The organism is Marinobacter azerbaijanicus, assembly GCF_030250645.1.
Lineage (GTDB): Bacteria > Pseudomonadota > Gammaproteobacteria > Pseudomonadales > Oleiphilaceae > Marinobacter > Marinobacter azerbaijanicus.
Genome location: NZ_JASSVS010000002.1, coordinates 42,020 through 65,533, shown reverse-complemented (window position 1 = coordinate 65,533; position 23,514 = coordinate 42,020). Strand labels below are relative to the sequence as shown.

Annotated in this window: 29 protein-coding genes; 17 read left to right on the top strand and 12 right to left on the bottom strand. The window is 54.5% G+C overall.

Annotated features, from left to right (window positions below; genetic code table 11):
* Window positions 1-49: 49 nt before the first annotated feature.
* Both QPM17_RS03830 and QPM17_RS03825 read left to right on the top strand, forming a co-directional pair.
* The gene (locus QPM17_RS03830) at window positions 50-394 is read left to right on the top strand and encodes a BolA family protein (protein WP_285388925.1); all 345 of its coding nucleotides are present in this window, start codon (window positions 50-52) and stop codon (window positions 392-394) included.
* Entirely contained in the window at window positions 391-1,014 is a 624-nt protein-coding gene (locus QPM17_RS03825) for an L-threonylcarbamoyladenylate synthase (RefSeq protein WP_285388923.1), read from the top strand. Before QPM17_RS03830 ends, QPM17_RS03825 begins: the two co-directional genes overlap by 4 nt.
* Before the next feature lie 5 nt (window positions 1,015-1,019).
* Here the strand turns inward: QPM17_RS03825 and QPM17_RS03820 are convergent, their stop codons facing one another.
* The gene (locus QPM17_RS03820; protein ID WP_285388921.1) at window positions 1,020-1,673 is read right to left on the bottom strand and encodes a hypothetical protein; all 654 of its coding nucleotides are present in this window, start codon (window positions 1,671-1,673) and stop codon (window positions 1,020-1,022) included.
* Between the two features lie 160 nt (window positions 1,674-1,833).
* On the opposite strand from QPM17_RS03820, the gene QPM17_RS03815 reads away from it, so the two are divergent.
* Window positions 1,834-3,450 (top strand): methyl-accepting chemotaxis protein, encoded by a 1,617-nt coding sequence (locus tag QPM17_RS03815; RefSeq protein ID WP_285388919.1) that lies wholly within the window; start codon window positions 1,834-1,836, stop codon window positions 3,448-3,450.
* 5 nt (window positions 3,451-3,455) lie between these two features.
* On the opposite strand, the gene QPM17_RS03810 is transcribed toward QPM17_RS03815, so the two are convergent.
* Window positions 3,456-4,034: a Tll0287-like domain-containing protein gene (locus QPM17_RS03810; protein ID WP_285388918.1), complete on the bottom strand. Its 579-nt coding sequence runs from the start codon at window positions 4,032-4,034 to the stop codon at window positions 3,456-3,458.
* Between the two features lie 247 nt (window positions 4,035-4,281).
* Here QPM17_RS03810 and QPM17_RS03805 point away from each other — a divergent pair, with 247 nt between their 5' ends.
* A complete protein-coding gene (locus QPM17_RS03805; protein ID WP_285388917.1) occupies window positions 4,282-4,704 on the top strand; it encodes a CBS domain-containing protein in 423 nt (140 codons plus the stop codon).
* Between the two features lie 57 nt (window positions 4,705-4,761).
* Here QPM17_RS03805 and ligD read toward each other — a convergent pair whose 3' ends face one another.
* The 4 genes from ligD to QPM17_RS03785 form a co-directional block, all read right to left on the bottom strand.
* Window positions 4,762-5,682 (bottom strand): non-homologous end-joining DNA ligase, encoded by a 921-nt coding sequence (ligD, locus tag QPM17_RS03800; RefSeq protein ID WP_285388916.1) that lies wholly within the window; start codon window positions 5,680-5,682, stop codon window positions 4,762-4,764.
* Window positions 5,679-6,191, bottom strand: a complete 513-nt coding sequence (locus tag QPM17_RS03795) for a DNA polymerase ligase N-terminal domain-containing protein (RefSeq protein WP_285388914.1) — start codon at window positions 6,189-6,191, stop codon at window positions 5,679-5,681. Before QPM17_RS03795 ends, ligD begins: the two co-directional genes overlap by 4 nt.
* 31 nt (window positions 6,192-6,222) lie before the next feature.
* Window positions 6,223-7,101: a patatin-like phospholipase family protein gene (locus tag QPM17_RS03790; protein ID WP_285388913.1), complete on the bottom strand. Its 879-nt coding sequence runs from the start codon at window positions 7,099-7,101 to the stop codon at window positions 6,223-6,225.
* Window positions 7,102-7,186: 85 nt separating this feature from the next.
* Window positions 7,187-8,083, bottom strand: coding sequence for a cation efflux transmembrane domain-containing protein (locus QPM17_RS03785; protein ID WP_285388911.1), 897 nt, complete (start codon window positions 8,081-8,083; stop codon window positions 7,187-7,189).
* 335 nt (window positions 8,084-8,418) lie between these two features.
* Here QPM17_RS03785 and QPM17_RS03780 point away from each other — a divergent pair, with 335 nt between their 5' ends.
* The 13 genes from QPM17_RS03780 (at window position 8,419) to QPM17_RS03720 (ending at window position 20,121) form a co-directional block, all read left to right on the top strand.
* Complete coding sequence (locus QPM17_RS03780) at window positions 8,419-9,693, top strand: site-specific integrase (protein ID WP_285388908.1); 1,275 nt, start codon at window positions 8,419-8,421, stop codon at window positions 9,691-9,693.
* Window positions 9,690-9,815 carry a hypothetical protein gene (locus QPM17_RS03775; protein WP_285388906.1) on the top strand — a complete coding sequence of 42 codons (126 nt, stop codon included), beginning with the start codon at window positions 9,690-9,692 and terminating at the stop codon, window positions 9,813-9,815. Before QPM17_RS03780 ends, QPM17_RS03775 begins: the two co-directional genes overlap by 4 nt.
* Window positions 9,812-10,549: a hypothetical protein gene (locus tag QPM17_RS03770; protein WP_285388904.1), complete on the top strand. Its 738-nt coding sequence runs from the start codon at window positions 9,812-9,814 to the stop codon at window positions 10,547-10,549. The genes QPM17_RS03775 and QPM17_RS03770 overlap by 4 nt, the downstream gene beginning before the upstream one ends.
* Window positions 10,550-10,617: 68 nt before the next feature.
* Window positions 10,618-10,824 (top strand): helix-turn-helix domain-containing protein, encoded by a 207-nt coding sequence (locus tag QPM17_RS03765; protein ID WP_285388902.1) that lies wholly within the window; start codon window positions 10,618-10,620, stop codon window positions 10,822-10,824.
* A 238-nt stretch (window positions 10,825-11,062) separates the two neighbouring features.
* The gene (locus QPM17_RS03760) at window positions 11,063-11,410 is read left to right on the top strand and encodes a helix-turn-helix domain-containing protein (RefSeq protein WP_285388901.1); all 348 of its coding nucleotides are present in this window, start codon (window positions 11,063-11,065) and stop codon (window positions 11,408-11,410) included.
* Complete coding sequence (locus tag QPM17_RS03755) at window positions 11,403-13,808, top strand: phage/plasmid primase, P4 family (RefSeq protein ID WP_285388900.1); 2,406 nt, start codon at window positions 11,403-11,405, stop codon at window positions 13,806-13,808. Before QPM17_RS03760 ends, QPM17_RS03755 begins: the two co-directional genes overlap by 8 nt.
* A 427-nt stretch (window positions 13,809-14,235) precedes the next feature.
* Window positions 14,236-15,234, top strand: a complete 999-nt coding sequence (locus tag QPM17_RS03750; RefSeq protein WP_285388899.1) for a coiled-coil domain-containing protein — start codon at window positions 14,236-14,238, stop codon at window positions 15,232-15,234.
* A 131-nt stretch (window positions 15,235-15,365) separates the two neighbouring features.
* Window positions 15,366-15,593: a hypothetical protein gene (locus QPM17_RS03745; protein ID WP_285388898.1), complete on the top strand. Its 228-nt coding sequence runs from the start codon at window positions 15,366-15,368 to the stop codon at window positions 15,591-15,593.
* Between the two features lie 381 nt (window positions 15,594-15,974).
* Window positions 15,975-16,259, top strand: a complete 285-nt coding sequence (locus QPM17_RS03740; RefSeq protein ID WP_285388896.1) for a hypothetical protein — start codon at window positions 15,975-15,977, stop codon at window positions 16,257-16,259.
* Window positions 16,260-16,292: 33 nt separating this feature from the next.
* Complete coding sequence (locus QPM17_RS03735; RefSeq protein WP_285388895.1) at window positions 16,293-16,622, top strand: hypothetical protein; 330 nt, start codon at window positions 16,293-16,295, stop codon at window positions 16,620-16,622.
* A gap of 4 nt (window positions 16,623-16,626) precedes the next feature.
* Window positions 16,627-16,815, top strand: coding sequence for a hypothetical protein (locus QPM17_RS03730; protein ID WP_285388894.1), 189 nt, complete (start codon window positions 16,627-16,629; stop codon window positions 16,813-16,815).
* An 81-nt stretch (window positions 16,816-16,896) separates the two neighbouring features.
* Window positions 16,897-19,626: a phage tail tape measure protein gene (locus QPM17_RS03725; RefSeq protein ID WP_285388893.1), complete on the top strand. Its 2,730-nt coding sequence runs from the start codon at window positions 16,897-16,899 to the stop codon at window positions 19,624-19,626.
* A 234-nt stretch (window positions 19,627-19,860) separates the two neighbouring features.
* Complete coding sequence (locus QPM17_RS03720) at window positions 19,861-20,121, top strand: hypothetical protein (protein WP_285388892.1); 261 nt, start codon at window positions 19,861-19,863, stop codon at window positions 20,119-20,121.
* A gap of 65 nt (window positions 20,122-20,186) precedes the next feature.
* Here the strand turns inward: QPM17_RS03720 and QPM17_RS03715 are convergent, their stop codons facing one another.
* The 6 genes from QPM17_RS03715 to QPM17_RS03690 form a co-directional block, all read right to left on the bottom strand.
* Window positions 20,187-21,119, bottom strand: a complete 933-nt coding sequence (locus tag QPM17_RS03715; RefSeq protein WP_285388891.1) for a hypothetical protein — start codon at window positions 21,117-21,119, stop codon at window positions 20,187-20,189.
* Between the two features lie 16 nt (window positions 21,120-21,135).
* A complete protein-coding gene (locus tag QPM17_RS03710; protein WP_285388890.1) occupies window positions 21,136-21,591 on the bottom strand; it encodes a DUF4124 domain-containing protein in 456 nt (151 codons plus the stop codon).
* Window positions 21,592-21,699: 108 nt separating this feature from the next.
* A complete protein-coding gene (locus QPM17_RS03705) occupies window positions 21,700-22,212 on the bottom strand; it encodes a hypothetical protein (RefSeq protein ID WP_285388888.1) in 513 nt (170 codons plus the stop codon).
* Window positions 22,213-22,375: 163 nt separating this feature from the next.
* On the bottom strand, window positions 22,376-22,585 hold the full coding sequence (locus QPM17_RS03700; protein WP_285388886.1) for a hypothetical protein: 210 nt from the start codon (window positions 22,583-22,585) through the stop codon (window positions 22,376-22,378).
* Window positions 22,578-23,123: a hypothetical protein gene (locus QPM17_RS03695; RefSeq protein ID WP_285388884.1), complete on the bottom strand. Its 546-nt coding sequence runs from the start codon at window positions 23,121-23,123 to the stop codon at window positions 22,578-22,580. Before QPM17_RS03695 ends, QPM17_RS03700 begins: the two co-directional genes overlap by 8 nt.
* On the bottom strand, window positions 23,116-23,445 hold the full coding sequence (locus QPM17_RS03690) for a hypothetical protein (RefSeq protein ID WP_285388883.1): 330 nt from the start codon (window positions 23,443-23,445) through the stop codon (window positions 23,116-23,118). Before QPM17_RS03690 ends, QPM17_RS03695 begins: the two co-directional genes overlap by 8 nt.
* Window positions 23,446-23,514 lie beyond the last annotated feature (69 nt).

Genomic DNA, 23,514 nt, shown 5'->3' with positions numbered 1-23,514 from the left:
CGTGTAGTAGACTGTTCCGTAACACATTCAATCAGGAGCAGGCCTGTTTATGTCTTTACAACAAGCCATTGAGCAAAAGCTCGCAAACGCGTTCGACAGCCACCACCTCATGGTTGAAAACGAGAGCCACAAACATAGCGTGCCACCGAATTCGGAAACCCACTTTAAGGTGACTCTGGTGGCCCCGGAGTTCGAGGGGCAGGGTAAAGTGAAGCGGCACCAGTCCATCTACCGTGTGCTGGCTGAAGAAATGGCCGGCGGGGTTCATGCCCTGGCGCTTCATGTGTACTCGCCACAGGAGTGGGAGGCGTCTGGCCAGGCAGCGCCTGAGTCCCCCAATTGCATGGGTGGGTCGAAAAAAGATCCGGCGTTTGCTTCAGGAGGTAAACAATGAGTCAGTTTTTCCAGATTCACCCGGTAACGCCGCAGAAGCGCCTTATCAACCAGGCTGTCGATATTCTGCGGCGGGGTGGAGTGATTGTGTACCCCACGGATTCCGCCTACGCCATCGGTTGTCACCTGGGTGACAAGCAGGCGGCGGATCGCATCAAGCGTATCCGCAAGCTCGACGATAAACACAACTTTACCCTGGTGTGCCGGGATCTTTCGGATATCGGCGTGTTTGCGAAAGTCGATAATACCCACTTCCGCTTGCTCAAGACGTTTACCCCGGGGCCTTACACCTTCATTCTGGACGCCACCAGTGAGGTGCCGCGGCGCCTGTTACACCCCAAGCGCAAAACCATTGGCATGCGGGTGCCAGACAACGCCATCGTCCAGGCGCTGCTGGAGGCGCTTGGTGAGCCCATCATGAGTAGCACACTGATACTGCCGGGCGAAGAGGACCCGATGACCGATCCGGAAGAGATTCGGGAGAGGCTGGAGCACGAACTGGATCTGATCATCGACGGCGGTTTCTGCGGCCTTGAAGCAACCACCGTGGTGAACATGACCGGCCCGGCACCGGAAGTGACCCGCGTTGGCAAGGGTGACCCCGAGCCTTTCCGGGTTTAACCGGCTCAGGCCCGGGTGTTCAGGCTCAGGGCGAAGTTCTTGCGGTCTGTATACCCGGCTGAGTGGTCCGTGTTGATGGTCTGGCGCATGCTGTCATACCGGTGTGCCAGGTCCTGCAGGCCGTTGAACTGCTGATTGTCGCTGACCAGCGTATCCAGCAGCGGGTTGGCCACACCATAGGCCTTGTTCAGCTTGAGGGCGTTGTCCACAAAGTGCAGGGTTGGCTCGCTGGCGCTGAGGCGGCTGAATGCCTCGCGGAACGGCTTGCTGTTATTCAGGTCCTGTTCAATGCGGCTGCGGGTCTGCTCCGGCATTCCCCCACCCAGACTGATCTTTCCCCCTTCATCTTTTGACACTTCCACGCTGGTAGCCGGGTTCAGTCTGTACTCGGCAAGTTTGTGCCGTAGCGTTTCCCGCATGTAGGCAAGGTCCTGCCCAACGGTTTGCCTGTATTCGGCCATCGAAAGCCTGGCCGACTTTGGTCGACCTGTCTCGACATTTGCCCGTTCCGACAGCGTGAAACGGTCATCGGTTGCTGACGCCGGCGTTTCAGGCGCGGCAGGCTTTGCGGCGGCATTATCCTGGGCTGACGGCGCGCGCTTTTCCATGGCCTGCTGGAATTGGGTGCTGGCTTTGATCAGCGATGTAAGCAGCGACATGGCTCTTTACCCTCCCATGGTCACTGAAAAAAATTTGACGATTGTCTGTGCATAAGCACAAAACGGGCCATTGCCCGTCAGCTGATCTGGATCATGAAATTTTTTTCCCGGTTGCATTAGTGTGACCGCCGATCCCTGCACTTTCCGTAGCTGAGCTGTTATGAGAAAAAACCAGTCTATCCGTTTCGTTCTATTGTTTGCCCTTGCCGGGGCATTTTCCCTCATCCTTGTTCTCACCCTGCTGTATGGCAACTACTCGCAGCGCCAACATCTGGAGGAGTACACCGGTCGGTACGTTGAGGGTCTGTCCAAGTCCTACTTCGACGCCCTCAATACCATGATGGTTACTGGCACCATCAACAATCGGCAGATGCTCAGGGAAAAGGCCACTGCGCCGGAGGATGTTCTGGATGTGCGGGTTATCCGCAGCGAACAACTCAAGGAAATGTTCGGTGCAGGCGATAGCGACGAACAGGCCCGCAGCGAGACAGAGACCAGAGCGCTCCGGGGTGAGCGGATTGAACAGATGTCTGACGGAGAGAGCGGGCGAGTCTACACGCTGATCGAACCGGTTCGCGCCATGGAGGATTACCAGGGGGTGAACTGCCTGGGGTGTCACCAGGCCAGGGAAGGAGATGTTCTGGGCGCCATCCGCGTTGATTATTCCCTTGCTGAGGGCGATGCCCGCCTGCAGGAGCAGCTTCTTACCAGCGGTGGGATCCAGTTCGTCATTTTTACTCTAGCCTTTTTCATGACGGCCGGGGTACTGGGGAAACTGGTGATTGCGCGCTTGCGAAGGCTCCACGACAGCATGGAAACGATTGCTGCCAATTCTGACCTGACCATCGAGCTGGATGTATCCCGCGATGACGAAATCGGTTCTGTCGCCCGGGCTTTTAACCGCATGATGGCAAAGATTCGGGGGAGCATGAACACGGTAATGGACAATGCCGGGCAGGTTGAACAGGCCGCGCGCAGCATTGCCGGGAAGGCGGAAACCACCGAACGTGAGGTGCTGGCGCAGCGGGACAATACCGACCAGGTGGCCAGTGCCACCATGGAAATGGCCGCTTCTGCTGTTCAGGTCCGGGAAAATGCGATCCATACCACCGGCAAATCCGCCGACACGGCGGAGTCCGCCAATAAGGGTGAAACTCTTGCCCGCAATGCGGTGGAGGGTATTGAGGCCCTGAACACCGAGGTGCAGAGTGGTGCCCGGCGTATTGAACAGCTCGACGAGCGCACAAGCCAGATGTCGGACATGCTGGAAGTGATCTCCAACATCGCCGACCAGACCAATCTGCTGGCGCTGAATGCTGCCATTGAAGCCGCAAGAGCCGGTGAACAGGGCCGGGGGTTCTCGGTGGTGGCAGATGAAGTGCGGGCACTTGCCTCACGCACCCAGGATTCAACCGAGGAAATCCGTACCACCATCAATGGCCTCAAGGGCGAAGTGGTGGACTGCGTGGCCACCATGCGCCACGCATCGGAGATGGCCGAGCAGCAGGTGCAGGCCATTCTCAATGTGGAATCAGAACTGCAGACCATTGCCGCCGCTGTGCGTGAGATTACCGATCTCAACCAGGAAATGGAAAGCGCCGCCAATGAGCAGAGCGAGGTCTCCGAATCCATCAATCTCAACGTGATTGAAATCAGCCGCTCAGCGGAGCAGACCTCCGGGGACGCCCAGGAAACCGCACGTATCGCCGCGGATCTGCTGGGCATGGCGGAAACTCTGCGCAAAGCCATTGAGCAGTTCCGGCTCAACCAGGGGTGATTCAATCACGGCGCCGGATTCTGCCAGGTCACTACAAAGGCACCGCGCAGGTCACCCTCGGAGAAGCCGGTAGCCTGGTCTTCAGGGTATAGCTCCGACAGCCTGGCCTTCACATCCGGGTCAATCGACTTGCCGTGGCAGCCGAGGCAAAGCTTCTGTGTCGGGATTGCGCTCATGTATTGAAACGCAGGCTGACCGGAGGCTTCGGAAACCTGCCAGACTTCGACCGGCTTTCCGTTCTTGACCGGCTGCTTTTCCATTGCGTGAAGTTGCATTTCCTGCCACTGCGTTGGGGCGTTATCCGGATTCCGGACTTTCAGGCTGGTACGGCTGATGGTCCACTCCTCGTTGCTGTTGTCGGCGGCAATTTCAGGGGCAATGGTGTTACAGACGCCGATACCGTTGGTCAGGCCACCTTCCTTGATAGCTGCCTGAAGCGCCTCTCTCAGGGAACCACCGAAGGTTTTCACCATCGAGCGTGCCTGGGCAACCATCTCATCTGTGGGCTGTGCAGCTGGCTGAGACATGGCGGGGGTGGAAAGAATCGAAAACAGAACCGCGGTTGCGACTATGGATCTGGCCATTGTATACCTCCCTGGTGGTCTTGCTGGTTTGGAATAAGTATATAGCATTATGAAAAGGGGAAGATTGAGCCAGGACAGGAGTGCGACGATATGACGCTGCGATAGCGGAGAGCTGATCAGCGCCTCTCCGGTCGTTATCAGGGGTTGAATGTTTTCGTTAAGATCACAAGGTTTAATGAACAAGGGACGTGCTGATCAGAGTAACTCTCTTGCTTTATTTCAGGAATCAGGAAAAGGAGGCTTGATCATGCAAGTGAAAGAAGTCATGACAAAGCATCCGCAGTATCTGGATGCCGATCTCACCATTCGGGAAGTTGCAAATGCAATGCGTGAGAACGGTACCGGTTTTGAGCCGCTGGGTGACGGCAGCCAAGTGACTGGCGTTATTACCGACCGTGACATTACGGTTCGGGCAGTGGCCGAGGGCAAGAGCCTGGACGACAAGGCCAGCTCAATCGCGACTGGAAAAGCCCTGTATACCTTTGAAAACGAGAGCATCGACGATGTCCTGCAGAATATGGCAAACGAGGAAGTACAACGTTTGCTGGTTCTGAACGATGCGGAAAACAAGGATCTGGTTGGTATTGTCACTCTGGGTGATATTGCAGATCACTGTAATGAGGATGCCCTGGCCAAGAAAGTTGTCAACGCTGCGCGTCATTATCACTAACCCATAGCGCGGGAATGGATTCCATGGCCAGAGCATCCGGTTCTGGCTATGGGAATCCTAAAGATCTCCTTCCTCTAATTCCGAAACCCCTTCCTCGAACGTGCTGATGCTGGCAGCCTTGCTGTGCATGTCTTGCCAGGGGTCGTCACGCTGCCCCATCCTCCTGAAAATATTGGCCAGGGTGAAGCGCTGTGGCCCCAGCTTATGGTCTGCCAGTTCATCCCACTCCAGGGGCGTGGCTATGGGCGCATGGGGCTTCGCGCGCACGGAGTAGGGGGCCACAGCGGTTTGCCCGAAGGCATTTCGCATGATGTCCAGGTAGAGCCTGCCCCGGCGTTTCTGTTTGCGCTGTTCGGTGGTCAGTTGTTCCGGGTAGGCGTTGGCCAGTGCCTGTGCCAGCTTCCGGGCCAGGGAGCGTACCCGTTCGAAGTCTGCCTCCGGTTTTAACGGAGCCACGATATGCAGTCCCCGGGACCCGGTTGTTTTCACATAGGGTGTCAGGCCGCACTGACGCATACCATTGGCCACCAGGTAGGCGGCCTGGCGCACTGGCTCAAAATCGTCGCCGGGCGGATCCAGGTCAAAGATTACCTGGTCCGGTGCTTTCAGGTGGTCTGTCCTGCTTAGCCAGCTGTGAAAAGTGACAGTGCCCTGGTTCACCAGATAGACCAGGCCAGCCTGGTGGTTAGCCAGCATGTGCGTTACCTGGCCGGTGCTGCCTCCATGATCCACGTCCACAGCGTCAAGCCAGTCCGGGAAGTAGTCTCCCCGTGACTGCTGGAAAAAGCCGTCCTTGCCGATGCCATCCGGGAATCGGTTCAGTGTAAGCGGGCGTTGCCGGATATGGGGCAGCATGATACCGGCGATACGCTCGTAGTATTCCAGGAGTTCGCCCTTGGTAATGCAGGCATCGGGAAAGAAGACCTTGTCGGTGTGGGAGAGCTCAACCTTGTAGCTACCATAGCTCTGCTCAGTCATTCGCTGTCTTCCTCCCTGATAGTTTTCAGGTTTCGGCCGGTTTTTACCGAATCAGGTTCCGTCGATACCGGGTTGCGCCTTGCGTCCGCCGCATCGTCCTTCATCTTGATCAGCAACCACTGGGGCTTCTTCCCACCCCGGAAACGTTTCAGGGCATAACCCCCATGGAGCTTCTCGCCTTCCAGCCAAACTTCAATCATGCCGTCTCGGTGACACGCGGCCATGTCGTCCTCCCGGAGATTCTCGTAGTGGCCCGTGTCCCATACCATGACGGTGCCGGCACCGTATTCGCCTTCCGGGATCACGCCTTCAAAATCAGCGTAGTCCAGGCGATGGTCCTCCACTTCCACAGCAAGCCGTTTGTCCGAGGGATCGGTGGACGGGCCTTTGGGGACGGCCCAGGACTTCAGGACACCGTCTACCTCCAGGCGGAAATCGTAGTGCAGATGGCTGGCGTCATGCTTCTGGATGACAAAGCAACGTTTGCTACCGTGGCCCTGTTTGCTCATGGCTGCCTCCCTTTTCTGGACTCCGGTGGCCTCAGCTCATCTCCTCAAGATAGCTCAGGCCCGCTTGATGTCCTTCCTGATAGCCCTGCTCCAGAAGCTCCAGTTTCCGTGTTAATCGGCCGACTGCAAATTCCGCTGGTGGAACAATCACACGAACAGTGCAATCCCCGGGCGGATTTTCGATAAATGAAAGGGTGGCATTGTACCGCTCGGCACGGCGAAGCGACGCCTCAGCCAGCGCCGGGTAGTCACGGAAAAGGCGTTTTGGCACAAACGCGAACTTTGGTGGTTTCTTGCGGTACCCGGTAGGGCGTGACAGAACCACGGTAATGTCACGGGCGCCGTCCTCGTAGGCTCTGATCACCGGAATGGCATCGGCCACACCGCCATCGGTCATGGGTTCACCGTTTACCATGGGGTAATCCCGGTAGGCGATGGGTATGGCGCATGAAGCGGTGAACACATCGTGTATGTTGCGTTCATCAATACGGAAGTAGCACGCCTCGCCGGTTCGGGCAGAGGTTGTCGTCACCCACAACTCGGTTGTCCCGGTCAGATATCTGTCCAGGCTCAGCGGTACGTCGTTGAAAGACTGGTGCCAGAGCCAGCTTACATCGCACAGATGTCCGCCAGTGGCAAACCGCTTCCAGTCAATGAATTCTGGTTGGAGAGCATGGCCGATAATGATTTTCCGGTTGCGCCCGTGATCCCCCGCCAGATAACCAATCAGATTTGTGGCACCCGCCGAAACGCCATAGGCTCGCCAGAACGGCTGATAGTTGTGTTCAAGGAATGAATCGAGAACGCCCGCCGCAAATATGCCGCGCATGGCGCCACCTTCCACGACAAGGGCGCGGGAGATCGGGGGAGAGTCTTCAATCTTTTCTGAAGCAGGTTCACGAGTGCTCATAGCCCTAGTATCGTAACAGAGAAAGCCAATTCAAAGGCTGGTGTCTGTGGGTGATTTCCGTGCCCGTTCACCGCCGGGCACCGGTTTATCCCTTGAGGGCGAGGATTCGCCTGGCGCCATTAAGCACAATGCCACCCACGATGGCGCCGATAACCAGGTCCGGATAGTTGGAGCCAGTCCACGCAACAAGTGCCCCCGCCAGAATCACACCCAGATTGATAACCACATCATTGGCTGAAAATATCCAGCTGGCTTTCATGTGAGCGCCACCTTCCCGGTGCCTGTAGATCAGCAGCAGGCAGGCGGTATTGGCAATCAGGGCCAGCAGCGCAATGGCCATCATCATCAGTGACTGTGGCTCACTGCCGAAGAGAAAACGCCTGCCCACTTCAACCAGCACCCCGAGTGCGAGAATAAGCTGCAGAACACCGGCGACGTGGGCCGCCCGCACCTGCATTTTTACGCCATGGCCAACGGCATAAAGGGCGAGGCCGTAAACCGCTGCATCGGCAAACATGTCCAGCGAGTCTGCAATCAACCCGGCGGACTGGGCAATCAGGCCCATTGTCATCTCAATCAGGAACATCAGGCCGTTGATCGCCAGCAGTATCCACAAGGTACCGGATTCTTCAGCCTGTCCGGTTGCGCTGGATTCAGCGGCCTTGCGGGCTTCAGGATCTGCTTCCCGGGTCTCGCTGAGGGAAGCACCCAGACCAAGCGATGCCAGTTTGTTGGTGATGGGCCCGGCCTCTCCGTTATGGAGAACCTCCAGTGTGCGACCAGACAGATCGAAAGAGAGTGCCTTTATGGTGTCGAACCCGCCAAGCGCCATGCGGATCATCCGCTCTTCCGAGGGGCAGTCCATTTTGGGCACACTGTAAACACTGAGCCAATCGCCGGAAGAGACGGAACCATGTGGATGGGCAGTCGTATCCGTGCCAGATTCTTCAGGGCTGCATTGACCGTTACATGCACCGCTCATTCACACACTCCGATTCCCACAATTGGGTGGCGCTATTAAAAACCCTGTAGTCGCTATAAGGTCAATAAGGCACAATTTCAATTCTGACAGGGAAGCGCGAGGGGTGGAATGGACTGCTGAATTCTTTGGGGCTTGCGGGGAGGTTGAGTGGTACCCCCGGCAGGACTCGAACCTGCTACCTTCCCCTTAGGAGGGCGAATTCACCCCTTTTGTTTTCAGTAGCATACATAAAAAACTGCTTATAAAACAGTTATTAAAGTTTATTGGTGATTGCTGACGTTTGCCTATGATATGATTCTCTGCACTTACATTGCACTTACGGGAGTCAGTCAGCGATGGCCGCAACACTTACAGAAAAGACGATCCCGAACCTGGAGCCTAGGCCAACTGGCCCTTACGAGGTACGGGACAAAGGGGGCCGGCAATCCGTGAAAGGGCTGTTGGTTCGAGTCCAGAAAAGCGGATCAAAAACGTTTTATGTGGAGATGGCGCGCGGCAAGCGGGAGCGTATCGGAGACGCATCTCAAGTAACGCTGACCTTTGCCCGAGAGGAAGCCAAGCGCCTAACTGGCTTGTTTGCTCAAGGCCATGACTTCAAAGCCGAGCGCCAGAAAAAGCGCCAGCTCGAACAAACCACGTTGGCCGGCTACCTTGAAGGCGATTTCAAAGCCCATGCAGAAGCGAATATCTCTAACTCCAACTATTTCATATCGAGCATCAAAAATGCTTTTGGCCATGTTCTCGACAAGCCTATGACGGAGATCAACGAGCTGGATCTGGCGAAGTGGAACCGGCAACGTAATCACGTGACTCTGGCAACGCGCCGGCGAGAGCTGACCAACTTGAAAGCCCTGCTTAATCACGCCGTAGCAACAAAGGTGATACCAGACCACCAGTTGACCAAGTATCGGTTACGAGGCGCACTCACTGACAAGCAAACGGAAACCAAAATCCGGTACCTTACCGACGATGAAGAGCAGCGGTTGATCGCCGCGCTGGATATCCGGGAGCAGGAAAAGAGAGAGGCCCGCAAGCGTTACCGTAAATGGCAAATGGAGAGAGGGCAGGAGCCTTTGCCGCTAATCAAGAAAAACGAGTATGCCGACCACCTAAAGCCGCTAATTCTGATTGGCATGTTGACCGGGCTCCGGCGGGGGGATCTGTTCAGTCTCAAATGGGAGCATGTAGACCTAAATCTGCGGATGATCCGCAAGGTTATCGGGAAAACGTCACACGCCAGGCGCAAAGCAGGCAAGCCCGCCGAAACTGCCGAGCTACCACTATCAAACCGCGCCTATACGGTTCTGAAGCAACTTCACCAACAGCGTGGAGACTCGCCCTATGTGTTTGTATCACCGCAGACCGGCGGGCAACTGACGGACGTGAAAGGCGCGTTTAACAGCATCATCGAAGCGGCCAAGATAAAGGACTTCCGTTTTCACGACTTGCGCCACACCTTTGCATCTCGGCTGGTCATGGCTGGAGTGGATCTGAATACCGTTCGGGAGCTGATGACCCATTCTGACATTAAGATGACGCTGGTATATGCCCACCTATCACCTGACCATAAATCGGCAGCGCTTGATCGCGCTTTCGGAGGTGCGAAGTGAAAAATTACAAAAAAGCATCTGAAGGGTTAGAGTTTTTTTCAACTACGACAACCGGAGCTGCTGAAGCAGAGGCCGCACAGATTAATAGCCCCCGTCTAGCAGCAAAAAGGGAGGCAATATGAGCAAGGAATTCTCGTTCTTTCACCGGGGAACTAACGCCATAAACGCCGATGAATTCAAGCGGCTTAATTCGCCCGAGGTTATCGGACAAGAGTTGGTCTTGAATGTTAAAGGCTGGATTGAAAAAGCCCTGTCCGAGCTGAGCAGGCATCCAGGAACGATGACAGCGATTGACCTGGAAGCACCGGACTGGATTGATTTATCTCTGCCGGATCATGCTGTCCATGAGTTGCACCGGATCTGTTTGGAGCTGCCCGAACATATGCCGCCGGGGGGCTGCGTGGAGACTCTAGCCCCCGACGAAAAAGACGCAGTTGAGGTGTTATATCGAATCAAGCGGCTCAGCAACACCCTGAAAGGCCTGGATGTCCCAGCTGCATCGGCGCTTGTCATCATAAACGCCAGTCTAGATCTGGGCACGACAGCGGCAAGGGTAACTGTAGAGAAATGGGAGCCTGATGTAGCAGATCGGCATAAGTCGAAGACGGCGCTGCTTGAGCACAGCAAGGGGACCCCGGAGGGCTCTGCCAACCACCAAAAGACAGAAATCTCCAAGCGAGAGCACGAGAAGTGGATTCTGGCAGCCAAAGAGTATTGGGCAAAAAATAGCTACCAGAGCCCCGGAGATATTGCAAAGAAGCTAAAAGTTGAGCTCGAACTCAGTCAAACAGAAGATTGGATAAGAAAGAAAATAAGCCCCGCCAAGCCGCCAAAGAAAGTTGGCAGTGCCCGATAGGTGCCAACTTCTTAAGATCGACAACATGACTCCCGTAAACGCAGATAAACGCCTACGGGAGTCAGACCATGACCGCACTGCTAGACAAGCCCCAAACCACCGATAAACGAGCCTTCAGTATTGCCGAGTTTTCCCAGCGTTGGGGATGGGGCAATAACACCACCTATAACCTCATCAATTCCGGCAAGCTGAAAAGTGTAAAGATCGGGCGCCGCAGAATCATTACTGCCCAACAGGAAGCGGACTTTGCCGCCGCACTGGAGGGCAAAGTATGAGCCTACCCAACTACACCACCGCCAAGATTCGCAAGAATCGCACTCCCGGCACTTTCACCAATCACGGCAATGGGCTGATGTACATAACCCTGAGCCGAGCCCCTAAAGTCGTTGGACTACCCGCCCATGAGATTGCAGCGGCTGTATCGGATGGACGTTTACCGGTGCAGGAGGTATCTGGCTGTAAGGCTGTGACCTTGGCTGATCTTTGCAGATTTAAAGCGGGGAGGGTTCAAGCATGAGCGATGAACTTAAAGCCCCCGCCGTGATTGTGCAGATCAACGGCGAGGGGACTACTCAGAGCGCTTTCGACAAGCCGTTACAGTATAACACTTTTCCCGATGTTGGCGACCTTTCGACAGAGGCACAACGCGCCCGGATTCTGGACTACCTGCAAAACCATCGATCACTGACAACGCTGGAAGCCCGGCACCTCCTTAATGTCATGCACCCCGCCGCCCGCGTCATGGAATTGCGTAAACGCGGTTACGACATCGTCACCAACCGGAGAGAGGACGCCGATTCTCAAGGCCGTCTGCATCGTGTGGGTGAATATGTGCTGATGCCAGGGGGTTGCGGTGAATGAGCTGCTGGAAGCACAGGAATTACCGGAAACATGCGCAGAAGCCGCAACCTGGTGGTTTGATTTTGGGTTTGGCGTGGTACCGCTAAATCCCGAGACAAAGAAAACAGCGGTTTACTGGCAACACTGGCTCGATGGTCTCAATCATAAGTCCATCACAGAGCATTGGGCGAAGAATCCCGACCACCAACTCGGCGCTATTGTCGGTGCGGATCTGTTCATCCTGGACGGTGACACTCCCGAAGCCCGCGCCGCCATGTTGAACCTTGAGAAAGCATTCGACCTCGAGCCGAACCTGATCGTCAAAACGCGAAAGGGTGAGCACCACTATTTCAGAAAGGCTCCCGGCACTTATGCAGTAATGCAGAGTTTCAGCACCAAAGACGAGCCGCACAAAATCGACATTCGCACTGGCAGAACCGCCACAGAGGGTCGCTCGATCATCGTGTTGCCGCCAAGTTCCCACAAGGAAGTGGAATTGCTGGAAGCAGGCCATGTGTTGGAACTGGCGGAAGTCGATCAGGCATTCATTGATGCAGTGGCCAGGCATAACGGCAAGGAGCCGCCCAGGGCGATTGAGCCCAAACGTCGAACTGAGATGGAGCGCGAAACGGGATCAACACAAGCTGCCGAGATCCTTGGCTATATCAGCCCAAACGTAAATTACGATGATTGGCTCAGCGTATTGATGGCGCTGAACGAAGAGTTCCAGGGATCAGAGCAGGGGTTGATGCTTGCCGACCAGTGGAGTAGCGCAGGTGACAGCTATCCCGGTTTTGAGCAGATCGAATACAAGTGGCGAAGCTTCAGCCAGGGCAGCGGCATTACTTTCGCAACGGTCGCAAAAATGGCTGCAGATGCGGGGGCGGATCTCAAAGCCATTGCACTTAAATACGATCAGCAAGGAAACAAGCGCCGAACATACAACGAGCTGATCTCAGCGGCTCAGGGATTCACCCCAGACACTGACCCCGAAGAAATCGAGGCGCTGATTCTTGAGTGTGCGGCCTTGCCGGTCATTCAGAAGCGGAAAGTTCACGAGGCTATACGCAATACAACCAAGCTGCCCTTTAGGTCCATTCAGGAGGCGGAGCGACAAACCGATGACGCCCGCGACCCGGATGATCTTGGACTGGCGTGCGGCTTGGTGGCTGAAATCGGCAACGAGAACGTGTTGGCGACTCAGTCATTCGTCTACAGGTGGCAGCCTTCTGGAGTGTGGAGCAAGCAGGACGAACGCAGCGTCAAACAGTGGGTGCAGGCCTACATCGTGGACAAGGTTGAGGCCGTGCGGAAAAACAACGTGGATAGCGTTGCGGATCTGTTCAGGACTGAAATCTACAGGTCCAATCATGCCTTTGATATGGGCCCCGTTGAATGCGTAAACACGCCGAACGGTGAACTGATGTTGTCCGATTCCGGGCAATGGGAGCTGCTACCACATAACCGTGAGCACTACCGCACAACACAAGTGCCGGTTGAGTTTGACCCCAAAGCCCAGGCGCCGCAGTTCGTTAAGTTCCTGGCCAGTGTGTTCAAGGGTGATCCCGACGCAGGAGACAAGGCAACGGCTCTGCTGGAGATGATGGGCTATACGCTCATGGCTCACTGCAACCATGAGAGATTCATCATTCTGGTGGGTAGTGGTGCCAACGGTAAGAGCGTTCTGCTATCCGTGCTGGAAGCACTGGCAGGGCGTGAGAACGTGGCAGCGGTACAGCCCTCGCAATTCGATAACAAGTTTCAGCGGGCACACCTTCACAACAAGCTGGCCAACATTGTTACCGAGATTAAACAGGGCGCTGTCATTGATGACGACGCGCTGAAAGGGATCACTTCCGGCGAGCCAACAACCGTAGAGCACAAGAACAAAGACCCGTTTGATATGCGGCCTTTCTCAACGTGCTGGTTCGGTACCAACCACATGCCCCACACGCGGGACTTTTCCGGCGCACTGTTTCGCCGTGCCTTGGTGATCGAGTTTAACAACAAGTTCACCCCCGAAATGGGCAACTGCGACCCAAACCTGAAAAACAGGTTGATGGAAGAGCTCCCCGGAATCCTGACGCTTGCCCTGGATGCCTACGCAGATGCATTGCAAGAAGGATTCACCATGCCGGAGAGCTGCAGGCAGGCCCGCGACCAGTGGCGCCTGGAAGCGGATCAGGTGGCCCAGTTTATCGAACAGGACTGTGAAGCCAGCCACCTTGAGCGAATAGAGCCGCAACGTCTGTTCAATGCCTATCGGGATTGGGCCGCTGACAACGGCATTCACAACCGGTTAACGCAGAAATCCTTTATCGACCGTGTGGTGATACTGGGATTTGAGCGGAAAAAGTCCAATGGCCGGCGCTTCATTGTCGGGCTGAAATGCAATCGTCGAGGTGACTGTTATGAGTGAGGGACAGATCAGGGACGCAGTAGGGACAGACCAGCGTTTAACCGTCCCTGCCTCAGCCATTGGGACACAAGGGGTTCAGAGTAAAAGGGACGCAAGGGACGGATTTATTCATACCTTGTGTAACGAAAAACACTGTCAGTTAGTTATTCAGGGACGTTGCTCATGGATAAAAAAGGAAAATTCTCATAGTAGACGCGATGGGAAAAAGCGTCCCTTCCGTCCCTGCCGTCCCTTTACCACCGGATTAGCCCCAACCGGAGGCTATGACCATCCAATTACCCAAGCAACCCACAACCCTACGGAGGTGACGAAGCCCTGAAAGAAGCAGTCGAAATGGAGAACACCGCCCAACGCCCTTACCGGCATGGGCGAAAAAACCTGAAACCATGAATCGAGAGCGCCACACCCAGCGCCAGGAGAATCCCAGATGAACAGCAAAACCATGAACCTGAAATCAGCCTCAACCATGCAGGCCCGGATCAAAGAACTGCAGCGACTGATTGAAGAGCAGGGCCCAGCACTCAGCCATGAGAGGGGCAAATTAACTTTGATCGAGAATCGGATGGCCAGCATCCAGAACGAGCTCGATAAAGAAGATGCTCCTCGAGCACGCTTTGAAACCCGCTATGGCCGGATGACCAAACAGGAAAGGCTGGAGAAAGAAGCAGCACTTCGGGAAATTGGTAAAGAGCAGGAAGCGGCTGAAGAGATTGTGGCACCTCTGCAGAAAGAAATGGATGCCATGACTGTAGAGCTCAACAAGCTGCTCACCAATCCACCGAAGGCAGAGCTTCAGGATTTGGTCATTGCAAAACGAGAACTGGACGGCCTTGAAGGCCAGATCCGCCAGCTTGAAGAAGCGGCTGAGCGGGCCGCGAAAAGCCCCATGGAAGACCAGATCTCCGAACTGAAGGAAAAGATTGATCTGCTCTCAGCTGACCGCGACATGATGGCCGCTGATGCGGATATGGGAAAGGCCACACCGGCCGACCTGAAGAAGGTGACCACGGATCTGAACAAGCTGAAGAAACGGCTTGAGGATCTGGAGGAAACCGCCAGTCTCTCGGAATCCACCCAACGCGGGTACCAGAGGCACCTGGACAGCCTGAGAGATCAGCACGCAGAGGCAGAACGCGGTTACCGAGTAATGGTCAGCCTGTATGCCCGGGGCATCTACCAGGACGGTCTGGATCAGCTCAGGGAAGCCGCCGGACGGATGGAGCGGGCAATTGCCGAGATCACCACTGCCTCGAACCTTGCCGCTCAAGAAGGTGACGGCGAAAGCCTGGCCAGCTACCGCGTCCAGCTGACGATCAATGCTGAAGGGATTCACGAGTTCGAGAGGATCAGAATCGAAACTGATGAAGACGTCGTAAGGGAGCGAATCGAACAGATCGTGAAAGGCATTCAGGATCAGGCGGCATAAACGGATTTCTCGAAAATCACGAGGACCGGATTACCCATCAAGGCAGGCGGAAAATAAGTCCCTTGCCTTGGTGTCCAGATCACCAATCTTGACTGCACCACCAAACGACCGAGAGCGACAGAACTATGAACATGAACCAGTTTACCGAAACTCACCCGGGCCACCCGCTGAGTAACGCTTATGGCCTGATGAAAGGCTCTAAAACCAAAGCTGACAACAGAGATTTCTTCCTGATGGCCAGAGCGATGATTCAATTGCTGAAATACCAGGGCCAACTGACCGAAAGCGAGGCCGCCAGCCTTTTCGATGATGTTGATTGCCAGGCTGCAGGTGGGCGTTCCGCAAGAAGCCTGCAGTGACCGTGGCTATTTGCTCGGCAGGTTGCTGGTCTACTTCTCCAAGACAGGGGCCAGCGACTCTATGCAACATGGACGTTACGAATCTCAGACACTACCCCCTGGCCAGATAGAGAAGCAAGGACAAGACGCCCGCTTCCTGACTGAGGGGCAGGCAGAACAACAGAACATGAGCGTGAAGCGCCCTCAGAACGTCCACACGGCTTTTCACTCGAGTCAGTCTCAGAGTTCACGGACAGAGGTAAACACATTTTGATCATGACGAGGCACAGCGAGATGAGAGCAATATGGTGGCGCGTGTATATGCGCAGAAATCAGGGGGGCCCCTGGAGATCTGGCCAGCCCGCGGGGCCGGAGCAACCACGCGGTATTCGAGAAATTTTCGTGCGTACATGGCGCCTCACCAGATGGGTTTTATCAGGCCTGAAAAATCAATCAGTTACATCTGATCATTCTGGTTATAAAACGCTCGGGTTGATTTGCGGCAACGAAAAGCTCGATGACCTTGCGGGCAGCTTCAATCGAACAGCAGGCAACATGGCAGGCCAGGCCAGCAACTCACTTTCTTTCCCCCGAAAATCTGGAATTGCTCTTAACATTCATTCTGAAGCAGGTACTGCTACAAAAACACCGATTAATAGCATTATATGCTTATTTATGGTTCAATAACTGTGTATATAAACAGTAGTGAGAGGTTTTTGGATGTCTACTCAGCAAGAAGACATTTTCACCCGGAGAACGAAAGAGCTCAGGCGCTGGTGGTTCGGTGCGGATCAGGAAGAGCGCGAGTCCATGGTCGATGCCAAAAATCAGCTGCCGAAGCCAAAGCTCCCAACCCTGGCAGAAGCATCAGCCTGGAAAGAGAGCGTGATCGCCAGCATCGAGGCCCGTTCGATCCGCCAGAACGATGCTTCAGGGAAACCGCAAAATCCAACAAAGCCAGAAGTAAAAGGCGGCAGGCTGAAGCGGGGCCGACTCATTCACCCGAGCGCGAGCAAGGTTTACAGCCAGCTGAACGGAATTGGGAGGTAATCACATGGCCAGGCCCAAAGGCGGACGGAATATCCGACCAAGCAAATCCGCAATTCTCGACTACTACAAGGTCCTGAGAGATGCGGCGAACAGTGGCGACGTAAACGCAGCTGCAAAGCTGATCGAGCTGGACCATCTGACCAGCCAGAGCCCGCGCCCTCAGAAATTTGAAATGACAAGGGGCTGCCAGTGATTCAAGCCCTCGCCACCAAAACCCCATGCGGGCAATTGAGCAAGCTGCTCTCACCTCGCACCCTTTCAGAGGAAACACTCAATGGCTGACACCTCCAAAACCGTTGAAATCATCTTTGGTGGCGTAGACCGCACTGGCAGCGCCGTCAATTCCGTTGGCAAGAACCTGGACGGCCTGACCAACCGGGTAGGCGACCTGACCGGCCCCTTGGCAAACATCACTGACAGTATCGTGAAACTGGATGCAGCCTTGGCAGCCGCTGCCATCGGTGTTACCGGTTACGCGGTCAAAATATCAGACGACTTCGACACCGCTTTCGGTGAAATCGCAACGCTCATCGGACAACCGGCGGATAACCTTCGGGACTTCCAAGATCAGATCCTGTCCTACTCCGAGACTTCTACAGCATCACTGGACGAAATCACCAACGCCACATACAGCGCGATTTCTGCGGGCGTTGATTATAAGAATTCGCTCGAAATTCTGGCTGAAGCTGAGACTCTTTCCATTGCCGGGCGTGCCGATCTTGGCGATACCACCAGAGCCCTGGTCAGCACCATGAATGCTTTCGGTGCATCAGCGGATGAAGCTGGCGATTATGCCGACAACTTCTTTACCGCCGTTCAGCTTGGCCAAACAACCATTCCGGAGCTGGCTGCCTCAATGGGCCGGCTTTCTCCCATTGCCGCAGCTGCCGGCCTCTCATTTGAGGAGATGGCCGCAGCCATTGCGACCATCACCGCAGAGACTGGCACCAGCACCCCCGAAGCAATAACCGGACTCCGAGCAGCGATTAGCGCCATCATTGGCCCATCAAAGCAAGCTGCCGACCTTGCAGCGGAGCTGGGCATTGAGTTCAACGGGGCTGCACTTAAAGCCAAGGGCTTTGAAGGTGTCGTCAAGGACGCAACCGAGGCAACTGGTGGCAATACCGAGGCGCTCAAGACTCTATTCGGTGGTGTGGAAGCTCTGGCCCCGGTACTTGCTCTGGGCGGTAATGCGGCTGAAAAGTTCGCGGAAAATCTGTTGAAGTTTACCCAGAACACCGGAGCCGCAAAAACTGCCTCTCAAGAGCTGATAGATACCCTGGGGCTTCTGGGTCAGACCCTGGTCAACAACATTGAATCTGCCCTCATTGGTGTAGGTGGACGCCTCACCGACGAAACCCGAAGCATCGTCAAATCCCTGACCAGTATATTCAATTCGCTGGGCACAGAGATCAAACTCGATGACGGCGCTTTCTCGCCAATTCTGAACGCCCTTGAGGGGCTCGCGCAGGACATTGACCAGAAGCTACAGACCATTGCAAAGAATTTCCCGGAGGCGCTCTCAGGCCTTGACCTCACGCAGTTGCTGGACGCATTCGGCGACCTTGGCGACGAGCTCGGTGATCTCTTTACCGGACTGTTCGGGGATATTGACCTATCTACAGTAGAGGGATTAGAGAGCGCCCTTCAGCGTGTCGTGGATGCCTTTACCGCCCTGGTTCAGATTTCATCCGGCATTGCCCAAGGCCTCGAACCCCTGTTCCAGGCTATCGGCACCGGGATTGAAAAGTTTGAAGACCTGGACGGCGCCACCAAAAAGAACATTGGTGAATTGCTCGGGTATGCGAAAACCATCGACACCATTCTGCCGGCCATCGCAAGCCTTGGTGGTGGCCTGGAGGCTATCGGTACCGGCCTGACTGCACTGGCAGGGGCTCAGGGTTTCAAGGCTGTCACCGGCCAACTCGAAACGCTGAAAAAGAGCGTCAGCAATGTGGGCAAAGGCGGCATCATCGGTACCGCCCTCATCGGCTTTTCCGGGGGCTACGCTCTGGGCACCTGGCTGAACGAACAGCTGGAGCAGGCCCTTGGTGGCTCCCTTGGCGTCAAGATTTACGAATGGCTGAACGAGGATGACATTCAGTCCGTTGCCGACCAGTTCGGAGAGCTGACCGGAGAGGCTGCGAAAACGGCCAAGGAAACAGCCGCTCTACGGGAGATCAACGACCGTTTGGCCGACTCCCTCGACAATACCAAGCAATCCGCAGAGCTCGATATCGACGCCCTCAACCGCCGTGCCGCTGAACTGGTGAAGAATGCCAATGCAGGCGAGGACGTAGCCGACAGCCAGCGCGAAACCACCAACGCCCTTGAAGACCTCACCAACCGGGTTTCAGAAAGTGGAGGCGCACTTGCTGATGTTGGGGAAACAACCCGGGACCTGGCAAAGAACAACAAGGATCTCGAGCTGAGCTACGATGACGCGACCGGCAAAGTAAACGGCTGGTCTGGCACGATCGTGAAATCCAGCAAATCAATGGAAGACGCGGCACAGAAAACCAAGGATCTCATAGAGAAAACGGACGAGTACGAACTCAAGCTTGAAGAATTCGCCAGCAATGAGCGGATTGCCCAGATCAGCGCCAACGTTAAGATCAATACTGCCGAGATCGAAGCCGAAGCAAACAAGGCCATTGCGATCATTGACGGTATCAGCGATTCGGTCACCAGTACCGGTGATGTAATCAGCGACCTTTTCGGACAGCTTGGCGAAGGCAGCCGCCTGGATCAATTCGAGGTAGCCAGCCAGATCCGCAAAGAGAATGAGCGCCGGGACGCATCATTCAAGCTGCAGGAAAGATACACCAACGCTCAGATTGAGCTGATCAAGAAAAAAACCGACAGGCTGTCCAAAGGTGACGCTTTGATCAAGGTTGAGGCCGATAACCTGACCCCGGCTCTCGAACTGATATTTAATGAAGTCTTGCAACGCGCCCAGATTCGCGCAAGTGAAGAAGGGCTGGAGTTCCTGGTGGGCCTGTAAGAATACCCTCTGCTGTTTTGTCTTCCTGACAGGCAGAGGTATACGCTCTGGCACATGGCCTCGACAATGTGCCCCTGGCAGCAAAGGGCTGCAGTCCGTCCGGCGCGGGGGCTGGTGAAGGCTGAAACACCCGACAAAAAATTCAGCTACCGCTTATTCCTCTGGTGGGTAGATGTTGGCAGACCATCCTTAAAAAACTGCCACCTATTCCCCCCAAAGCCTGAGAGGCACGATATGACCAGTGAAGAGTTTGCAGAACGATTTCAGAAGCACCCCTTAGGCCACTGCTTCCAGGCCATGGAGATTACCGATACCGTCTTCAAGCTGGAAAACACCGCAGTCATGGCCAAGGGCATGCTTCTACTGTTGGAGTTTCAAGGCGAGATCACCAAGGAAGAATACGAATTTCTGATTAGGGCGTCTCAGGGCAATGCTCAACGGAACAAAAAACGCATTGAGAAAACGAGCAGCGCCGGGACGCAGACGAAGCAATAGCCACCTCGGCGGGGTACGTCTGTGGGCTGAAACTCTGCTCCTGCTGCTTGAGTTCGCGTGCCCCGCTAAATGCTCAGAATCTCAGCGTACTGGCTCATATCGCCTATCTCAACGAAGAAGGGGTCCAGCTCCATCAAAGGTTTATCTGGCACCCAGAGAAAACGGTATTCGTTCTGATAGGCATATCGGAAATGCTTAGCAAGGAAAACATTAATTTCCCCTGAAAAATGGTTCAGCGGATCAATGTAATCTACGTGAGATGCAAAGCCTCGAAAGTCCGGCTTAATCCGTCTTACCCTGGAGAGGAGCCGCTTCGTAAACTCCCGGGGCTCATTGATTACAATACAACTATCTGCTTCAAAATCATCAAATTCCCTATAAGTGTAATTTGCAGCAAAGCAGCTCACGTAATAGTTAGTTTTACTTTCAAAGCTGACCTCTACATTTCCAAAGGTCGGAATCTCTTCGCCATTCATATCCTCTGCTTTAACATCTCTAGGTCTGATTTTTATTGAAAAGCTCAGCTCTTCATCTTTTATGGCGGGGTTCAGCGACGGGTCACTGTAATAGCTCGCAGGGGCAATACGAATGCGACCACGCTTCAGCATTGGCTCCAAGTGTTCTTTCTTGCCAAACTTGTAGAGTCGCCCTGGGCGGATTCCACCGATACTGTCGATAGCCTTTTTCGCAAGCGGTTCATCGGGGTGAGAGGGCTTAACCAAGGCCGTTCCTTTGACAAACCCGTTCGTGAAGCCATTTGGGTACGGACCATATCGAAGAGCAAATTCCTCCAACACGTGAGCCCACAGAGGCATCCAATACGCCCCTCCCTCAGAAAAGGCCCTAAGACCGATCTGGCCTTTGCCAGAAAGGAACGTCATGTTGCCCATAATGTCACAGGCACGTTTTTCGAGCTCATCTTGAGAGAGAAACTCCAGATAACGATCCCTTCTGTAGGAGAGCCGCCAATATTCGCTTCGTGTCATCACATCATTCATAGCCCGCATTACACTCTCATCGGCACACATTGTCTCGGTGCCTCTGCCGGTCCTTTATCAATTGCTCATAATACTGCTCATCGTCGATGCTGTAGCCTTGTCGTTTCTTGCCGTCCCATCGATCCCGGGCACTCTTCAGCCGGTTTTCAGCCCCCTGACAAATGTAATCAGGACGCTCTTCGAGGCCATCCCCGATCTCTGCAACTCTTTCCCTGTAGCGCCGTTCTGCTCGCCTGACCGATTCCTCAGCCTTTCTGCGCTCCAGCTCCCGACTTTGACGGATGATATCTGATTCAGCGGCACTATCCGCAGACATGGAGCCTGGCTGGCTATCTCGAATCTTCACCTCTTCGCTCTGCCCTGGGGGCGGCTGGTTTCCAAAATGGGTAACGCCGTTCTCATCGGTCCACTTGTAGACCTGGGCAGAAACGGGGAAAGCGAGGATCAGGAAAAGGGGTATCAGTGAACGCATGACGATTGCACTTCCCTGTAACAATTTGTTTCAGCGTAGCACACGGGTGTAATGGGGAAAGCTGAACCAGTGAAGTGTAAGGGAAGGTGATTCGGGTAGCAGAGGAAGTTACTGCCGGTAACTGATAATCGAGTCTTTAATTTTCGGCTCAATCTTTCCTTGATGCTCAAAACAGTATTTATGGGCAGCAGTTGCCAAAGCCCTTAGATCATCAATGGAATTTTCATTTAACGAACAGATTCGCCAGTCGATGATGTGATCATTCCGATTCCCTGGTTTCACAAAAATCAAAGGGAGTAACTTGCCGATATCCAGATGCGCGACCATTGCGTTTCGCCCATCACCCACCAATTCTTCATGAAGCTCTCGCTGCTTAGATGGAAGCTTCTTAATCCAACCCGTTGAAATACTGCCAACGCCCATGCCACCAACGGGGTCGTTGTGGGTAAAGGGGCGTGCGTAGGTGATCGTGAATGCCTTTGACAAAGCTCTTTCAAACGCCAGTGGAGAGTCAGCGAAAAAGTCCACACCCTTTTCATAGAGGCGAAGGTAGTCAAGGCATTCAAGAAAGCTTAGTTTGGCGAGTTCATATTTCGTGTATTCAACCTGGTAATAATCCAAGTCCCGCACCTCTGTCGATCTCATTAGGCTTAAGAGTAGCACATGAATTTTTCGGGGGTATCTGGATGGGCGAGTTTCCTGAAATGGTTCGATAATAAACAGCGTGATTGTCAGACAGGAAGCCCCGGCATCAGACGACAAGATGCCGGGGCTCATACTCAGGTTACCGTTCGATCAGCCTCCAGGTTTCCTTTTCCGCTTGCTCCATGTTTGCTTTCATCTGCCCCACATAGTTCTCCAGGGCGATAGAGTTGATTTGTTCGCCACCCTCACGCGCCTGCTCAAGATAGACCAGCATCATCAGAAGCATGGCGTTTGTCTGGCTGTGCAGCGTTGAGAGTGCATCTAATGGATTGATGTCTTGCTCATTCATGGCTAACTCCCTCTTTCAGGCCTTCGCTCAGAGCCGCTGCAGCCTTAACTGCCCGCTCCATGTTGTTCACCAGTTGCCAGGTGTAGCTTTCAAGAACCGAATCAGCCAACGATTCTTCACCCTGGCTGGCATGGCGGTGATTCAGCATCAGCATGTTGAGCATGGCCAGGCTTTGTTCGTGTATCTCGTCGAGCGTGTCCATATGCTCGCTATGGCGCGTGGGCTCTGGAGCGCCAGCCGCTATCACTGGAGAGCCGCCCTTGGGACCGTTTTCAATGTAATCCCGCGCCTCATTCGCAGACTGTCGCAGTTCAGCCAGAAAATCATCGTTGCGAATCTTTTCCATCAGCTCGCAGTCTTCGCAGGCTTGGCTCACCAAGTTGTCAACTTGGCTTATGAGTGCGCCCAGAACTACATCCGGACAACCCTGGTCTAGCACATTGTTCAGGTTCTCACGGTCGTTCAGGAATTGAAGCGTTGCTTCAGCATCCAGTAGCCGGGCACGGGTATCGGTCAGTTTGTTTGAAAACTTATTCATGGCGGGCCCTCTCTGCTTTCTGAACTTCCTCAATAACAGCCGTGGTGTCACCGGTAGCCTCTGAAACGAGATTAGCCGCGTGGTGAATCATGGACTTGAGGACTACCTCCGGTGAGTCCTGATTCAGAATACTGTGAAGGTTTTCCTCTTTGTCCAGAAACATCAGCAGTGCATCAGCATCGAAGAGTTTTGTTCTTGCGCCATAAATCACGTTGAAACTGTTTTCGGTCATCGCCGCACCTCCATTTGGTTTTTGAGATACAGCGTGATCTTCGTTGGCGTCGAATTCGTAATCGTTGACTGTGTTATTCTGGTTTTGCATGTCGGCGTTCTCCTTCAGTGGTTGCCGATGTGTTGCCCTGGGTCTGTTGCCGCAGATCCGGGGCGTCTC

Excerpts from the sequence above, each read along its gene's own strand:
- QPM17_RS03830 (WP_285388925.1), top strand. The coding sequence starts at position 50 with ATGTCTTTACAACAAGCCATTGAGCAAAAGCTCGCAAACGCGTTCGAC.
- QPM17_RS03825 (WP_285388923.1), top strand. The coding sequence starts at position 391 with ATGAGTCAGTTTTTCCAGATTCACCCGGTAACGCCGCAGAAGCGCCTT.
- QPM17_RS03820 (WP_285388921.1), bottom strand. The coding sequence starts at position 1,673 with ATGTCGCTGCTTACATCGCTGATCAAAGCCAGCACCCAATTCCAGCAG.
- QPM17_RS03815 (WP_285388919.1), top strand. The coding sequence starts at position 1,834 with ATGAGAAAAAACCAGTCTATCCGTTTCGTTCTATTGTTTGCCCTTGCC.
- QPM17_RS03810 (WP_285388918.1), bottom strand. The coding sequence starts at position 4,034 with ATGGCCAGATCCATAGTCGCAACCGCGGTTCTGTTTTCGATTCTTTCC.
- QPM17_RS03805 (WP_285388917.1), top strand. The coding sequence starts at position 4,282 with ATGCAAGTGAAAGAAGTCATGACAAAGCATCCGCAGTATCTGGATGCC.
- ligD (WP_285388916.1), bottom strand. The coding sequence starts at position 5,682 with ATGACTGAGCAGAGCTATGGTAGCTACAAGGTTGAGCTCTCCCACACC.
- QPM17_RS03795 (WP_285388914.1), bottom strand. The coding sequence starts at position 6,191 with ATGAGCAAACAGGGCCACGGTAGCAAACGTTGCTTTGTCATCCAGAAG.
- QPM17_RS03790 (WP_285388913.1), bottom strand. The coding sequence starts at position 7,101 with ATGAGCACTCGTGAACCTGCTTCAGAAAAGATTGAAGACTCTCCCCCG.
- QPM17_RS03785 (WP_285388911.1), bottom strand. The coding sequence starts at position 8,083 with ATGAGCGGTGCATGTAACGGTCAATGCAGCCCTGAAGAATCTGGCACG.
- QPM17_RS03780 (WP_285388908.1), top strand. The coding sequence starts at position 8,419 with ATGGCCGCAACACTTACAGAAAAGACGATCCCGAACCTGGAGCCTAGG.
- QPM17_RS03770 (WP_285388904.1), top strand. The coding sequence starts at position 9,812 with ATGAGCAAGGAATTCTCGTTCTTTCACCGGGGAACTAACGCCATAAAC.
- QPM17_RS03765 (WP_285388902.1), top strand. The coding sequence starts at position 10,618 with ATGACCGCACTGCTAGACAAGCCCCAAACCACCGATAAACGAGCCTTC.
- QPM17_RS03760 (WP_285388901.1), top strand. The coding sequence starts at position 11,063 with ATGAGCGATGAACTTAAAGCCCCCGCCGTGATTGTGCAGATCAACGGC.
- QPM17_RS03750 (WP_285388899.1), top strand. The coding sequence starts at position 14,236 with ATGAACAGCAAAACCATGAACCTGAAATCAGCCTCAACCATGCAGGCC.
- QPM17_RS03745 (WP_285388898.1), top strand. The coding sequence starts at position 15,366 with ATGAACCAGTTTACCGAAACTCACCCGGGCCACCCGCTGAGTAACGCT.
- QPM17_RS03735 (WP_285388895.1), top strand. The coding sequence starts at position 16,293 with ATGTCTACTCAGCAAGAAGACATTTTCACCCGGAGAACGAAAGAGCTC.
- QPM17_RS03730 (WP_285388894.1), top strand. The coding sequence starts at position 16,627 with ATGGCCAGGCCCAAAGGCGGACGGAATATCCGACCAAGCAAATCCGCA.
- QPM17_RS03725 (WP_285388893.1), top strand. The coding sequence starts at position 16,897 with ATGGCTGACACCTCCAAAACCGTTGAAATCATCTTTGGTGGCGTAGAC.
- QPM17_RS03720 (WP_285388892.1), top strand. The coding sequence starts at position 19,861 with ATGACCAGTGAAGAGTTTGCAGAACGATTTCAGAAGCACCCCTTAGGC.
- QPM17_RS03715 (WP_285388891.1), bottom strand. The coding sequence starts at position 21,119 with ATGAATGATGTGATGACACGAAGCGAATATTGGCGGCTCTCCTACAGA.
- QPM17_RS03710 (WP_285388890.1), bottom strand. The coding sequence starts at position 21,591 with ATGCGTTCACTGATACCCCTTTTCCTGATCCTCGCTTTCCCCGTTTCT.
- QPM17_RS03700 (WP_285388886.1), bottom strand. The coding sequence starts at position 22,585 with ATGAATGAGCAAGACATCAATCCATTAGATGCACTCTCAACGCTGCAC.
- QPM17_RS03695 (WP_285388884.1), bottom strand. The coding sequence starts at position 23,123 with ATGAATAAGTTTTCAAACAAACTGACCGATACCCGTGCCCGGCTACTG.
- QPM17_RS03690 (WP_285388883.1), bottom strand. The coding sequence starts at position 23,445 with ATGCAAAACCAGAATAACACAGTCAACGATTACGAATTCGACGCCAAC.